Source organism: Pseudomonas sp. 2835 (genome assembly GCF_050435905.1).
Classification (GTDB): domain Bacteria; phylum Pseudomonadota; class Gammaproteobacteria; order Pseudomonadales; family Pseudomonadaceae; genus Aquipseudomonas.
Genome location: NZ_JBNDLE010000001.1, coordinates 452,263 through 465,935 on the forward strand (window position 1 = coordinate 452,263; position 13,673 = coordinate 465,935).

12 protein-coding genes are annotated in these 13,673 nt (G+C 64.5%); 5 read left to right on the plus strand and 7 right to left on the minus strand.

The window, feature by feature from the left end:
- Window positions 1–11: 11 nt before the first annotated feature.
- Window positions 12–899 carry a putrescine utilization regulator PtrR gene (gene ptrR / locus ABIE20_RS01720; RefSeq protein ID WP_429502280.1) on the minus strand — a complete coding sequence of 296 codons (888 nt, stop codon included), beginning with the start codon at window positions 897–899 and terminating at the stop codon, window positions 12–14.
- A gap of 103 nt (window positions 900–1,002) precedes the next feature.
- Between ptrR and ABIE20_RS01725 the strand changes: the two genes are divergently transcribed.
- Window positions 1,003–2,394 carry an aldehyde dehydrogenase family protein gene (locus ABIE20_RS01725; protein ID WP_429502282.1) on the plus strand — a complete coding sequence of 464 codons (1,392 nt, stop codon included), beginning with the start codon at window positions 1,003–1,005 and terminating at the stop codon, window positions 2,392–2,394.
- Window positions 2,395–2,406: 12 nt separating this feature from the next.
- Here the strand turns inward: ABIE20_RS01725 and ABIE20_RS01730 are convergent, their stop codons facing one another.
- Window positions 2,407–3,798 (minus strand): PLP-dependent aminotransferase family protein, encoded by a 1,392-nt coding sequence (locus ABIE20_RS01730; RefSeq protein ID WP_429502284.1) that lies wholly within the window; start codon window positions 3,796–3,798, stop codon window positions 2,407–2,409.
- An 87-nt stretch (window positions 3,799–3,885) separates the two neighbouring features.
- On the opposite strand from ABIE20_RS01730, the gene ABIE20_RS01735 reads away from it, so the two are divergent.
- The 3 genes from ABIE20_RS01735 to ABIE20_RS01745 all read left to right on the plus strand — a co-directional run bounded on the left by ABIE20_RS01735 (window position 3,886) and on the right by ABIE20_RS01745 (window position 5,924).
- Window positions 3,886–4,347 (plus strand): GNAT family N-acetyltransferase, encoded by a 462-nt coding sequence (locus ABIE20_RS01735; RefSeq protein ID WP_429502285.1) that lies wholly within the window; start codon window positions 3,886–3,888, stop codon window positions 4,345–4,347.
- Window positions 4,340–4,981 carry an FMN-dependent NADH-azoreductase gene (locus ABIE20_RS01740; RefSeq protein ID WP_429502287.1) on the plus strand — a complete coding sequence of 214 codons (642 nt, stop codon included), beginning with the start codon at window positions 4,340–4,342 and terminating at the stop codon, window positions 4,979–4,981. The genes ABIE20_RS01735 and ABIE20_RS01740 overlap by 8 nt, the downstream gene beginning before the upstream one ends.
- Before the next feature lie 64 nt (window positions 4,982–5,045).
- Window positions 5,046–5,924: an alpha/beta hydrolase gene (locus ABIE20_RS01745; protein WP_429502289.1), complete on the plus strand. Its 879-nt coding sequence runs from the start codon at window positions 5,046–5,048 to the stop codon at window positions 5,922–5,924.
- A 403-nt stretch (window positions 5,925–6,327) separates the two neighbouring features.
- Here the strand turns inward: ABIE20_RS01745 and ABIE20_RS01750 are convergent, their stop codons facing one another.
- The 3 genes from ABIE20_RS01750 to ABIE20_RS01760 all read right to left on the minus strand — a co-directional run bounded on the left by ABIE20_RS01750 (window position 6,328) and on the right by ABIE20_RS01760 (window position 9,903).
- Window positions 6,328–6,645: a DUF2388 domain-containing protein gene (locus ABIE20_RS01750; protein WP_045201991.1), complete on the minus strand. Its 318-nt coding sequence runs from the start codon at window positions 6,643–6,645 to the stop codon at window positions 6,328–6,330.
- Between the two features lie 68 nt (window positions 6,646–6,713).
- Entirely contained in the window at window positions 6,714–7,457 is a 744-nt protein-coding gene (locus tag ABIE20_RS01755) for a hypothetical protein (protein WP_429502291.1), read from the minus strand.
- 121 nt (window positions 7,458–7,578) lie between these two features.
- Entirely contained in the window at window positions 7,579–9,903 is a 2,325-nt protein-coding gene (locus tag ABIE20_RS01760) for an FdhF/YdeP family oxidoreductase (RefSeq protein WP_429502293.1), read from the minus strand.
- Between the two features lie 341 nt (window positions 9,904–10,244).
- On the opposite strand from ABIE20_RS01760, the gene moaA reads away from it, so the two are divergent.
- Complete coding sequence (moaA, locus tag ABIE20_RS01765; RefSeq protein WP_429502295.1) at window positions 10,245–11,249, plus strand: GTP 3',8-cyclase MoaA; 1,005 nt, start codon at window positions 10,245–10,247, stop codon at window positions 11,247–11,249.
- 19 nt (window positions 11,250–11,268) lie between these two features.
- On the opposite strand, the gene ABIE20_RS01770 is transcribed toward moaA, so the two are convergent.
- The gene (locus tag ABIE20_RS01770; RefSeq protein WP_429502297.1) at window positions 11,269–12,417 is read right to left on the minus strand and encodes a glycerate kinase; all 1,149 of its coding nucleotides are present in this window, start codon (window positions 12,415–12,417) and stop codon (window positions 11,269–11,271) included.
- 110 nt (window positions 12,418–12,527) lie between these two features.
- Complete coding sequence (locus tag ABIE20_RS01775) at window positions 12,528–13,628, minus strand: sugar diacid recognition domain-containing protein (RefSeq protein WP_429502299.1); 1,101 nt, start codon at window positions 13,626–13,628, stop codon at window positions 12,528–12,530.
- Between the last annotated feature and the right edge of the window lie 45 nt (window positions 13,629–13,673).

Genomic DNA, 13,673 nt, shown 5'->3' on the forward strand with positions numbered 1-13,673 from the left:
AGCACATCAGGTCACACCGGCTCCTCGACCTTGAGTACCTCGCCGCGCTCTTCCAGCAGTTGCACGAAGGTCCTCAAGCTGCGCGACACCGTGCCGCGCCGCCACACCAGCCAGGTGCGCAGGTAGCGAAAGCGCTGGGACAGCGGCCAGACGCTGACCGTACTGCAGCCGGGCATGCTTTCGAGCATGCTGCGCGGCATCAGTGCCAGGCCGGCACCGGCGCTGACGCAGGCGAGCATGCCGTGGTACGACTCCATTTCAATGATTTTGCCCGGCACCGCCTGGTCCTGGGCAAACCAGCTTTCGAAGTGATGCCGGTACGAGCAGTTGGCGCGAAAGGCGTAGATGGTCATGCCGTTGACCTCGGCAGCGCGGGTGATCGGCGCATGGTTCAGTGGCGCAATCAGCACCATTTCCTCGACGAACACCGGCACCCCCTCAAGCGCCGGGTGCAGCACCGGCCCGTCGACAAAGGCCGCGCTCAGGCGCCCGGCCAGCACGCCGTCGATCATCGCTCCGGAAGGCCCGGTGGTCAGGTCCAGTTCGACCTTGGCGTAGGCTTGGTTGTACGCCGCCAGCAGTGTCGGGATGCGCACCGCTGCGGTGCTTTCCAGCGAGCCGAGGGCGAAGGAACCCTGCGGCTCGTCACCAGCCACGGTCAGCCGCGCCTCGGCCACCAGGTCAAGGATGCGCCTGGCATAGTCGAGAAAATTCCAGCCTGCCGGCGACAGGCGCAAGCGGCTTTTCTCGCGGATGAACAGCTCGGCACCCAGCTCCTGCTCAAGCTGCTTGATCCGCGTGGTCAGGTTCGACGGCACCCGATGAATGTGCTGGGCCGCCGCACTAATGCTGCCCTGCTCGGCCACCGCCTTGAACATCTCCAGTTGCACCAGGTCCATAGTCATTCTCTTTGCGTGAATGTTTTGCTCAGTATTATTCAGTTTCAGGTAAAGGTACAAGGCGGTAGTCTGAAGCTGTTCCCCTCCCCTCAGGACCGCCGTGATGACCGCGATCAACTTCCACACCCACGCCTTGTCGATCAACCCCGCCAACGGCGAGCAGATCGGCCACTACGCCTACGAAAGCGACGCGGCCCTCGACGCCGCCCTGAGCCGCGCCGCCCAGGGCTTTGCCGCCTGGCGCCGCACGCCGGTAGCGGCGCGCACCGAGCTGTTGCTGGCGCTGGCCGGCGCCCTGCGCGACAACGCCGAGGCCATGGCGCGGATGATCACCGACGAAATGGGCAAGCCGGTGGCCCAGGCCAGGGGCGAAATCGAGAAATGCGCGCAGCTTTGCCAGTGGTACGCGGCCAATGGCCCGGCCATGCTTGAGGCTGAACCGGCCCCGGTACCCGTCGGCAAGGCACGCATCGAATACCGCCCGCTGGGCCCGCTGCTGGCGGTGATGCCCTGGAACTTCCCGATCTGGCAGGTGCTGCGCGGCGCGGTGCCGGCATTGCTGGCCGGCAATACCTATGTGCTCAAGCACGCGCCGAACGTAATGGGCAGCGCTTACCTGCTGCTCGAAGCGTTCCAGCGCGCTGGCTTCCCCGAAGGTGTGTTCGAGGTGATCAACGTCACCCCGGAGGGCGTGTCCAAGGCCATTGCCGACCCGCGCATTGCCGCCGTAACCCTGACCGGCAGCGTACGCGCCGGCAGCGCCATCGGCGCCCAGGCCGGTGCTGCGCTAAAAAAATGCGTGCTGGAACTGGGCGGCTCCGACCCGTTTATCGTCCTCAACGATGCCGACCTTGATGAGGCGGTAAAAGCCGCCGTCATCGGCCGCTACCAGAACACCGGCCAGGTGTGCACCGCGGCCAAGCGCCTGATCGTCGAGCAAGGCGTGGTCGAGGCGTTCACCCGCAAATTCGTCGAGGCCACCCAGGCGCTGGTCATGGGCGACCCGCATGCTGGCGATACCTACATCGGCCCCATGGCCCGCTTCGACCTGCGCGAAGAGCTCGACCAGCAAGTCCAGGCGACCCTGGCCGAAGGCGCGACCCTGCTGCTCGGTGGTGGCAAGGTTGAAGGCAACGGCAACTACTACCAGCCCACCGTGCTGGCCGACGTCACCGACCAGATGACCTCGTTCAAGCAGGAACTGTTCGGCCCGGTGGCCTCGATCATCACCGCCCGCGATGCCCGCCACGCCCTGGAGCTGGCCAACGACAGCGAATTCGGCCTGGCCTCAACCATCTACACCGCTGACGCCGCGCTGGCCGAGCAACTGGCAGACGAACTGGATACCGGCGGCGTGTTCATCAACGGCTACTGCGCCAGTGACCCACGGGTGACCTTCGGTGGCGTGAAAAAAAGTGGCTTTGGCCGTGAACTGTCGCACTTCGGCGTGCGCGAGTTCTGCAATGCGCAGACCGTGTGGGTGGACCGCAACTGACAGCCGCCACGGCTAATTGCCCATCGCCAGGCGTAACTGCCTGGCCAGCGCAATGGCCTGCTCGCGGCTGGTGACATTGGTAAAGCCGATCAACAACCCGGGCCGTTGCCCGGGTTGTCGGTACCAGCCTGAAAGTGGCTCGATCGCCAGGCCAAGCGCCCGCGCGCGCCGGGCGATTGCACAATCGTCGAGGCCGCTGCGCACATCTGCCACCAGGTGCATGCCGCCTGCCTGATTGTCCAGTTGCAGATACTCACCGACTTCGGCCTGCAAGGCCTCGACCAGTTGCCGGCGCCGCTCGGCATAGAGGCTGCGCATCTTGCGCAAGTGCCGGGCAAAATGGCCTTCTTCGATAAATGCGCTCACCGTCGCCTGCAACAACTGCGGGCAGTGGTTGTGCATGTCCCGGGCCACGCTGGCGAAGCGCTCTACCTGGGCCTGGGGAACCACCAGATAGGCCAGGCGTATGCCCGGCGCCAGTACTTTGCTGAAGGTCGCGCAGTACAGCACCCGCCCCTCGGTGTCGAGGCTCTTGAGTGCCGGCACTGGCCGGCCGCGGTAACGGTATTCGCTGTCGTAGTCGTCCTCGATGATCCAGCTGCCCTGGCTACTGGCCCAGTCCAGCAGGCGCTGGCGCCGCGGCAGCGACAGCGTGACGCCAAGGGGGCTCTGGTGATGGGGCGTGACCAGAGCAAAGCGCGCATCAGCAGCCCGAGCGATAGCGGCGTCGACATCAAGGCCGTCGCCATCCACCGGCACCGGCACCAACTGCACCCGGGCCTGCTCCAGAAAACGCCTGGCCTGGAAGTAACCCGGGTCTTCGAACCAGCAGCGGTCACCGTCCTCCCGCAGGCTGGCGCAGATCAGGTCGAGACAGGCACGGTAGCCTGCGCAGATGAAAACCTGTTGCGCAGTACAGCTGATGCCCCGCGACACCGCCAGGTAACCCGCCAAGGCATGGCGCAGGGCAAGCTGCCCTTGAGGGTCCGGGTACGCCAGGCCCTCCACCCCGCTTTGGCGCAAGGTACGCCCCACCAGGCGCGTCCACAGCTTGCGCGGAAAGGCGTCCAGCGCCGGCAAGCCGATCTGCAACGGCATTGGCAAAGATGTCTGCGGCCCCGGGGCCAGCGCTGGCCCCGGCACATCGGCATCAATCGCCCTGGCACTGAGCGACGGGGCGACCACCGTGCCTGCCGGGCCTCTGGATTGCACATAGCCTTCACCGCCGAGCATCTGGTAAGCCGCCTCAACTGTGCCGCGCGCGAGGTTGAGCTCCGCCGCCAGCGCCCGCACCGAAGGCAGGCGCTCACCCGGCTGCAAGCGCCCGGTACTGATGGCATCGCGAAAACGCAGGTAGATCTGTCGATAGAGGGGCGTCATCGTCGGTGGGCTGGAGGCTGGCATGTCCTAGTCATTTGTGCATTTGTTGGACCTATAAGGTAGTCCGTTGCCGCCGTAAAGTAACGGCTCAAATTGATCTGGGAGAAACCCGTGGGCGAACAGGCAACCATCCGCTACCTGCAAGAAGGCACCGAGCAACGCGACGCCTTCGAGCTTATGCGCGAACTTCGGCCGCACCTGGTGGATGCCGACGCGTTCGCGCAGCAAGTCAGGCGCCAGGCGCTGCAGGGCTACCGCTTGCTCGGGGCTTTCTACGGCAAGCAACTGCTGGGGCTGGCAGGGGTAAGGACTAGCGAAAACCTGCTCTATGGACGCTTTACCTACGTCGACGACCTGGTGGTATCTCCGGCCATGCGTGGCCTGCGGGTCGGCGCCGCGTTGCTCGATGCCGCGCGCGCCGATGGCCTGCGCAACGGCCATGCCTACCTGGTGCTCGATACCGGTCTGCATATGCCACTGGCCCAGCGTTTTTATTACCGCGAGGGGCTCTTAGCCAAAGGCATGCATTTTGTTCAGGCACTGCCCGCCGCCGAGGCGCAGCGCCATGGATAACCTGCTCCTGGTCAATGCCAGCATGCGCGGCAGCGCCTCGATCGGCTTGCGCCTGGCCGGTGAGATGGTCGCTTGCATCCGCCACCAGTACCCTCACCTTAAGGTGACCCTGCGAGACCTGGCTGCCACGCCGCTGGCGCCGTTGAGTGCCGGCTACGCGACAGCGCTGACCGGCTTTGTACCGCCGCACGACCCGGTATTTGCAAGCTCCGAGGCACTGATCAGCGAGCTCGAAATCTGCGACCTGCTGCTGATTGCCACGCCCATGCATAACTTCACCGTGCCGGCAGCGCTCAAGCTATGGATCGACCATGTGCTGCGCATCCACCGCACCTTCATTGCCGGCCCTGAAGGCAAGGTCGGCCTGCTCAAAGACCGGCCGGTGTACCTGATCGTCAGTTCAGGCGGGTACCACCGCGGGGCACGGGCCCGCCAGCCGGACTTTCTCAGCGCCTACCTGCGCCACGTGCTCGGCACCCTGGGCCTTCAGAATGTGCACTTCGTCTACCTCGAAGGCATGGCCGTCAGTGATCAGGCGCGGCTTGCCAGCGTCACCCAAGCCAGGCTCGAACTTGCCCGGCACCGCTGGTTTGGCCAATTGTGTGACTCAGAGACCACGTCGGCGCGTTCATAGGCGAGGTGCAGTTCGTCGACGCTTCTGTTAAAACGCGTCTTTGTATTCAGACGAACGATTTGCCATGGCTTTCTTCTCGCTCAAACGCCCTCGCCGCTGGCTCTTCGGGCTGGCCCTGGCCTGCGTCGTGGTCGGCCTGCCGGTGGGCTGCGCGGTGCTCGAGCACAAGGAGCGCGAGTTGCTGTTTCGCATCGAGCCGGGCAATGCCAGCTGGTACCGGGGCATGCCCGCAGGCGTCCAGGAGCTTGAATTACGGCCTGAAAGCTTTAAGGCCGGGCAGAACATCCATGCCTGGTGGTGGCCAGCAAAAAGCCCCGATGCCGCGGCCATCCTCTATCTGCACGGGGTGCGCTGGAACCTCACGGGCCAGCTGTTTCGCATCCAGCAATTGCATAACCATGGCTACTCTGTGCTGGCCATCGACTACCGGGGCTTTGGCCAGAGCCGTGGCGGCCTGCCCTCCGAGGCGACGGTCTACGAGGACGCGCAGGTGGCCTGGGAGCGCTTGCAGGGGTTGCAGCCCGACCCGCGTAAACGGCTGATCTACGGGCACTCGCTGGGCGGTGCAGTGGCGGTCGAACTGGCCGCGCAGCTGGGCCAGCAAGCACACAAAGACCAGCGTCCGGTGCCGGCGCGCGGCTTGATCATCGAATCGACCTTTACCTCCCTGGGCGATGCCGCCACCGCTGTGGCGAAAACCTCGCTGCCGGTGCGCTGGCTGCTGTCGCAGAAGTTCGACTCGATCGACAAGATTGCCGATATCGGCATGCCGCTGCTGGTGGTGCATGGCCTGGACGACCGCTTTGTGCCGCCGCGGTTCAGCGAGCAACTGTTCGCTGCGGCGCAGCAGCCGAAAAACCTGCTGCTGGTGCCTGGGGCGACGCATAACAACAGCATGAGCCTGGCGGGGCAGCGTTACCGGCAGGCGATTGAGGCCCTTTGAGGTAGGCCTGTAGCGGCCTTATCGCCGGCAACGCCGGCTCCCACAATGGACCTGTGTACACCGAACCTGTGGGGCCTTGCCAGCGATCGGGCGCGAAGCGGTCGTGATCCAGCCACATCTGATGTGCTGACTGCACCGGCCTCATCGCCGGCAAAGCCCCACAATGTGGACCTGTGTACACCGAACCTGTGGGAGCTGGCCTTGCCAGCGATCGAGCGCGAAGCGGTCGCAATTCAGTCACATCTGATGTGCTGACTGCACCGGCCTCATCGCCGGCAAAGCCCCACAATGTGGACCTGTGTACACCGAACCTGTGGGAGCTGGCCTTGCCTGCGATCGAGCGCGCAGCGGTCGTAATCCAGGCGACACCTGATGTGCTGGCTGCACCGGCCCCTACGGGTGATTACTGCCCGGCGCCGAACTGGTCTTGCAGCAGGATCGCCCGTGCCAGTTCTTCATCACTGGCTTTAAGGTCGGGGTTCTGCGCGCGGATGCTCTGCAGCATCGACTCCAGGTACACGCCGCGGATTGCACCGTCGCTGGCAATGAACGACGAGGCGTCGTCACGGGCCGGGATGATGCGTTTGTCGTCCTTGAAGGTCGAGTACAGCGAAGCGGATACCCCGGCCGAGGTGGCAACATCACCGGCGTCGACTTTGGCCAGGGCCGAGCCGAAGGGCAGACAGAGCACAAGCGAGGAAACGAGCAGTAAACGGCGCATGGTGGTGCCTCCGGATAAAGAGTACCTACATCAACTAGGATTGCTGCAAGTACCTTGAGTTCCCTGGCCTATTGCACCGGCAAGAAGTTCATCAGCAGCAGGCTTTGCGCGTAATTAAGGCCAATACGCCGATAGCGTTCGTCAAGCATCTGCGCCAGCAGGTCCAGGCGCGCGACGATCTTGCCGAACTCCACGGCAAAGCTCAGGTTGCTGCCCTCCTCCGAGATCTCGTTGGAAAACAACAGCAGCACGCCATTGGCGTCCTGGCGCTGGCTGAGCAGCCAGGTGGCCTTTTCGATGTTGCGCGCGGCATTGCTGACGAACTGCGGGTCGATGGTGTCGGTCATGAAGAATTCGGTGCGCCCGCCGTGGGCGGTGACCAGCATGCTGCCGATGGCATAGATGAAAGCGCCGACCCGATCACCCCGAAACTCCGGGCTAAGCGCATAGCTGAGCGCGGCCAGGTCGCGGCGCTCGCCCAGTTGCGGCAACGGCTGGCGTTGCTCGATGGCCTGGCGAATCTGCCGTTCGGCGGTGGTGGCATCGACGTAACCGGACTGGCGCCACTGGTTGGGGTTGCGCAGGTAGAGCTTGTTCATCAGCACGTACAGGCTGCGCAGGTTGTCGCGCATCGACAGGGTCGCCATGCGGTCTACGCTGGTCTGGAACAGCTCCTGGGGGCGGCCTTCGCTGAACTGGCTGGCGATGTTGCGGCCTTGTTGCTGGCTGCAGGCGCTGAGGCTGGCAAGCAGGACGCCCGCCATCACGGGCAGGCGCAGGTGTCGCAGGAAAACGAGAAACGGATCAACCATCGGCACCGGTCGGTATTCGGCGGCGGCGCTGGGGATCAGCGCCGCCTGGCCATGAATAGAGCCGACAAATCGGAAAAAGTGCGATGCTGGGCGCTATTGCCTCAGTGAATCGAAGGCGGCGTCAGACGTGCGCTGATGGAATCAGGTTGTCGGCGCTGGCCTTCTCGAGCTTGATGGCGATGAATTTCGAGGTCGGCGTGAAGGTGCGGTCGCCGTAGCTTTCCAGCGGCACCAGCGGGTTGGTCTCCGGGTAGTAGGCCGCGGCCTGCCCCGGTGGAATGTCGTAGGCGACCAGGGTAAAGCCACTGACCCGACGCTCACGGCCGTCTTCCCACAGCGAAACCATATCGACCTTGTCGTTGGGCTTGAAGCCCAGGCGGCGGATGTCCTGCTCGTTGGCGAAGACCACCTCGCGCAGGCCGAACACCCCGCGGTAGCGGTCGTCGAGGCCGTACAGGGTGGTGTTGTACTGGTCGTGGGAGCGCAGGGTCTGCAGGATCAGGTCCGGGGTGTCGCCACGGGCCAGGACCTCTTCGTTGACCAGTTGCGCCGGCAGCACACTGGCAGTGAACTGCGCCTTGCCGCTTTGCGTGTGCCAGTCGCGCTGCGCCGCAGTGTTGCCCAAGTGGAAGCCGCCTGGGTGCTGCAAGCGCGCATTGAAGTCCTCGAAACCCGGGATGACGTCGGCAATCAGCTCGCGGATGCGGCCGTAATCGGCCACGGTCCACTCCCAGTCGATCGGCCGGTCGCCGAGAGTGGCCTTGGCGATGCCGGCGATGATCGAAGGCTCCGAGCGCAGCAGCGGCGAGCAGGGTTTGAGCTGGCCGTGGGAGATATGCACCATGCTGAAGGTGTCTTCGACGGTGATGCCTTGCGGCCCTTCGGCCTGCAGGTCGATTTCGGTACGGCCCAGGCACGGCAGAATCAGGGCGTCACGGCCGGTGACCAGGTGCGAGCGGTTGAGCTTGGTGGCGATGTGTGCGGTCAGCGCGCAGTTGCGCAAGGCGTCGTGGGTGCGCGGGGTATCCGGGGTGGCCTGGGCGAAGTTGCCGCCCAGGGCGATGAACACCTTGGCCCGCTGTTCTTCCATGGCCTGGATCGCCAGCACCGCGTTGTGCCCGTGCAGGCGCGGGGCCTTGAAGGCAAAGCGCGCTTCCAGGGCATCGAGCAGGCGCGCCGGTGGCTGCTCGTCGATGCCCATGGTGCGGTCGCCTTGCACGTTACTGTGGCCGCGTACCGGCGACAGCCCGGCGCCCGGCTTGCCGACGTTGCCGCGCAGCAGCTGCAGGTTGATGATTTCCTGCACGGTCGGCACCGAGTGGCGGTGCTGGGTCACGCCCATGGCCCAGCACATGATCACCCGCTCGGCGCGCCGGTACATGCGCGCAGCCAGCTCCAGCTCAGCCAGGCTCAGCCCCGACTGCTCGACGATATGCGCCCAGCGGGTGGCATCGACTTCGGCCAGGTAGGCGTCGAGCCCCGAGGTGTGCTCGGCGATAAAGACGTGGTCGAACACTGCCGGCTCGCCCTTGGCCTGGGCTTCGCGTTCCCATTGCAGCAAAAACTTGGCAATGCCGCGCATCACCGCCATGTCGCCGCCCAGGGCCGGGCGAAAGTACGCGGTGTTGGTCGGCTCGGAGCCGTTGCTGAGCATCTCGAACGGGTGCTGCGGGTGCTGAAAACGCTCCAGGCCACGCTCCTTGAGCGGGTTCAGGCAGATCACCTGGGCCCCGCGCTTGACCGCCTCGCGCAGCGGTTCGAGCATGCGCGGGTGGTTGGTGCCGGGGTTCTGGCCGATAACGAAGATCGCGTCGGCGTGCTCCAGGTCGTCGAACACTACCGTGCCCTTGCCGACCCCGAGGGTTTCCGACATGCCGACGCCGCTGGCCTCGTGGCACATGTTCGAGCAGTCAGGGAAGTTGTTGGTGCCGTAGGCGCGCACGAACAGCTGGTAGAGGAACGCCGCCTCGTTGCTGGCCCGGCCCGAGGTGTAAAACTCGGCCTGGTCAGGAGACTCGAGGCTGTTGAGGTGCTGGGCGATCAGCGCAAAGGCGTCCTCCCAGCTGGTTTCGACGTAATGATCGGTGGCGGCGTCATAGCGCATCGGATGGGTCAGGCGGCCCTGGTATTCAAGCCAGTAGTCGCTCTGCCGGGCGAGCTCGGTGACGCTGTAGCGGGCGAAGAAGTCCGGATCGACCAGGCGCCCGGTGGACTCCCAGTTGACCGCCTTGGCGCCGTTCTCGCAGAACTTGACCATGCCGCTTTCCGGCGACTCGCCCCAGGCGCAACCGGGACAGTCGAAACCGCCGTTCTGGTTGGTCTTGAGCATAACGCGCAGGTTCTTGAAGGCGTTTTCACTGCCCAGCCAGCTCTTGGTCACGCTTTTCAGCGCGCCCCAACCGGCGGCGGGGGCGTCATAGTTTTTTATATGTTCATCTTGGCTCATCGGGGCTTCCTCGCTTGGCACGCAGGACATCTTTAACGTTTCGCCGATTAACAACTTGTTAATGACAGGTTGATTAACGGCGAACTTCGTTTTCTACCCTTTCAGGCTATTGAGGGTGGACTCAGGCGTCTAATCAAAACAAATGACGAACCGATCAAGACCCTCTATCACGACGCTGAAACCTGCGTAATACGGGGCCTGCAAGCTACCGATAGATGAGCCTTATCAGTTGGTCATTATTAGTGATTTGACCAACCCGGACGATTTAAATAGCCTCGACAATCATTAAAGAATCAGTGCGCAAACGCATCCCTGGCGTGCGATAAGAGGCCCTGCCCACCATGAGTGCAAACGGCAAACAACTGGTCGACGGCTACAGTCGTAAAATCGATTACCTGCGCATGTCGGTCACCGATCGCTGCGACTTTCGCTGCGTCTATTGCATGGCCGAAGACATGCAGTTCCTGCCGCGCCAACGCATCCTCACCCTGGAGGAGCTGTACCAGGTGGCCGAGCGTTTCGTCGCCATGGGCACCCGCAAGATCCGCCTGACCGGTGGCGAGCCGCTGGTGCGCGCCGGCATCGTCGAGCTGTGCGCGCGCATCGCTGCCCTGCCCGGCCTGCGCGAGCTGTGCATGACCAGCAACGGCTCGCAACTCACCCGCCTGGCCCAGCCGCTGTTCGATGCCGGCCTGTCGCGCCTGAACATCAGCCTCGATAGCCTTAACGCCGAGCGATTCAAAGCCCTGACCCGTACTGGTGACCTGGCCCAGGTGATTGCCGGCATCGACGCCGCCCATGCTACCGGCTTTCGCCGGACCAAGCTCAACTGCGTGGTGCTCAAGGGCCGCAACGATCATGAAGTGGTCGACCTGGTGCGCTTTGCCATCGACCGCCAGCTGGATATCTCCTTTATCGAAGAAATGCCCCTGGGGGTGATCAGCGAGCACCAGCGCAGCGAGTCCTATTGTTCAAGCGACGAAGTGCGCGCGCGTATCGCCGAGCACTTCAGCCTGATTGAATCGGCCGAATCGACCCAGGGCCCCTCGCGTTACTGGCGCCTGGCTGAGGCGCCAGACATCCGCATCGGTTTCATCTCGCCGCACAGCCATAACTTTTGCGCCAGCTGTAACCGCGTGCGGCTGACCGTCGAAGGCCGCTTGCTGCTGTGCCTGGGCAATGAGCACGCCGTTGATCTCAAGCAGGTGCTGCGCGCCCATCCGGGTGATACCGAGCGCCTGGACAAGGCCATCCGCCAGGCCATGACCCTCAAGCCCTACAGCCATGATTTCGATATCAATGGCGAAGTGCAGATTTTGCGCTTCATGAACATGACGGGTGGCTAGCGGCGATGACGCCGACCCGTCAGCCGGCGGGCAGCGCCCGGGCGCGGTGCCACAGGCGGGCGATGTCGCTGGCACGGGCCTGGAGCAAGGCCGGCGCGTTGGCACAGGCCGCCTCGAGGGTCATCGGCCCGCTGGTCAAGGCAAACGCGGCGTCGATGCCATGGGCATACAGCTGTTCGTAACCCTCGCCCAGCGTGCCGGCAATCACCACCACCGCCACCCCATGACGCTGGGCTACCCGGGCCACGCCGAACGGCGTCTTGCCGCGCAGGGTCTGGGCATCGAATCGGCCTTCACCGGTAATCACCAGGTCTGCGCCCTGCACCGCCGCCTCAAGCCCGGCAAGCTCGGCCACCACTTCGATCCCCGGGCGAAAGGCCGCCTGCATGAAGGCTTTGGCGGCAAAGCCCATGCCGCCGGCTGCGCCACAGCCGGGGAAATCACGCACATCAATGCCCAGCAGCTGCGCGCAGTGGTCGGCAAAGTGCCCAAGGGCCTGGTCCAGGGCCTGGACCTGCTCGGGGCTTGCGCCTTTTTGCGGGCCAAAGATCGCCGAAGCACCATTGCTGCCGCACAGCGGGTTGTCGACGTCCGCGGCGACTTCCAGCTGCACCTCGCGTAGCCGCGGGTCCAGCGCGCTGGCATCGATGCGGGCAAGCCTGGCCAATGCCAGGCCGCCTTGGGCCAGCGGCTGATTATCAGCATCCAGCAGCTGCAGGCCCAAAGCGCGCAGCATGCCGCTGCCGGCATCATTGGTAGCACTGCCGCCAATGGCCAGGATGATCCGCTGCGCGCCTGCATCCAGCGCCGCGCCGATCAGTTGCCCGGTGCCGAAGGTGCTGCTGCGGCAGGCGTCGCGCTGTTCCAGGGTAAGCAGTTGCAGGCCACTGGCAGTGGCCATTTCGATAATCGCCGTGTGGCTATCGGCCAACCAGCCCCAGCCAGCCTCGACCGGCTCGCCCAAGGGCCCGCGCACCTGCAGGCTGCGCAGCTCCCCAGCACAGGCGGCGACGATGGCCGCCATGGTGCCTTCGCCACCGTCGGCCATCGGGCACTGAACCAGTTGTGCCTGCGGCAGCACCTGGGCAATACCGGCAGCAATGGCGTCGGCGACGCCTTCGGCACTGAGGCTGTCCTTGAACGAGTCGGGGGCGATAACGATTTTCATGGGGATTCTCCTGATCCAGATGCCTGCATGCTGACAGTTGAGCCTTGATTGTTCGTCAGTCGGATGCACAAAAACCGCCTGCGCTTGTTTGGCACTTGGCCAAAACCGGCTCAGTTGCCGGCCGGCAGCAACTGCAAGCCCAGGTACAGGCTGAGCATCCCTTCCATACGCAGCGGGTCGACTTCGCTCAGTTCGGCGATGCGCTCCAGACGGTAGCGCAAGCTGTTGCGGTGAATGCCCAGGGCGTCGGCGCAGGCCTGGCTCTGGCCATCGTGGGCGCACCAGGCACGCAGGGTTGCCAGCAACTGGCCGCTGTTGTCCTTGGCGCGAATGCGCTGCAGCGGTTCGAGCAACTCGTCCAGGGCGTCATCGTTGCGATGGCGCCACAGCAGCGCTGGCAGCCGGTAGCGGCTCAGGCTCAGCACGCGCTCGGCGGGCAGCACTTCGCGGCCATAGGCCAGCAGGTCGCGAACCCGGCGATAACCACGGCGCAGTTGCTCCAGACTTTGCGCCGGCGAACCTGCGGCCAGGCGCTGCACCTGCCAGCCATGACGTTGCAGCCGCTCCAGCAGTTTGATGTCATCCAGCGCCACGCTAGCAGGCCGGCACCAGAGCAGCGACTGGCGCGCGGGGCTTACGCACCAGCTGTCGGGGTAACGGCTCATCAACCAGCTGGCCAACGCCTCGGCGGCGGGCCCGGCATCCAGCTCGAACAGGCAGGGAATACGCGGCAGTTGCGGTTTGAGCCCTAGCTGGCGGGCCTCGTCGACCAGCCGCGGCGAATCGCCAGAGCCGCCCAGCAGCAATGCCAGCAGGTCATCGCAGCGCTGGCGCCGCCATTGCTGCTCGACCTGCAGGTGACGCTGGGCCAGGAGCATTTCGGCGGTCATGCGTACCAGCTCGCCATAGGTGCGCAACTGCTGCGGATCACCGGTCAGGCCCAGCACACCGATCAAGCGCCCGTCGAGCAGCAGCGGCAGGTTGACCCCGGGCTGCACACCCTTGAGGCACTTGGCCGCTTCGACGTCGAGCTCGACGATCCGACCATTGGCCAACACCAGCTGGGCGCCTTCGTGACGGGTGTTGATACGCTCCGGCTCGCCACTGCCGAGGATCAGGCCCTGGCTGTCCATGACGTTGACGTTGCACGGCAGTATCGCCATCGCCCGCTCGACGATGTCTTGCGCCAGGTCATGGTCCAGTTCGAACATGGGAGGATCCTTGTTGTCGCAATGATTGGTCCGGGGCACAGCAGG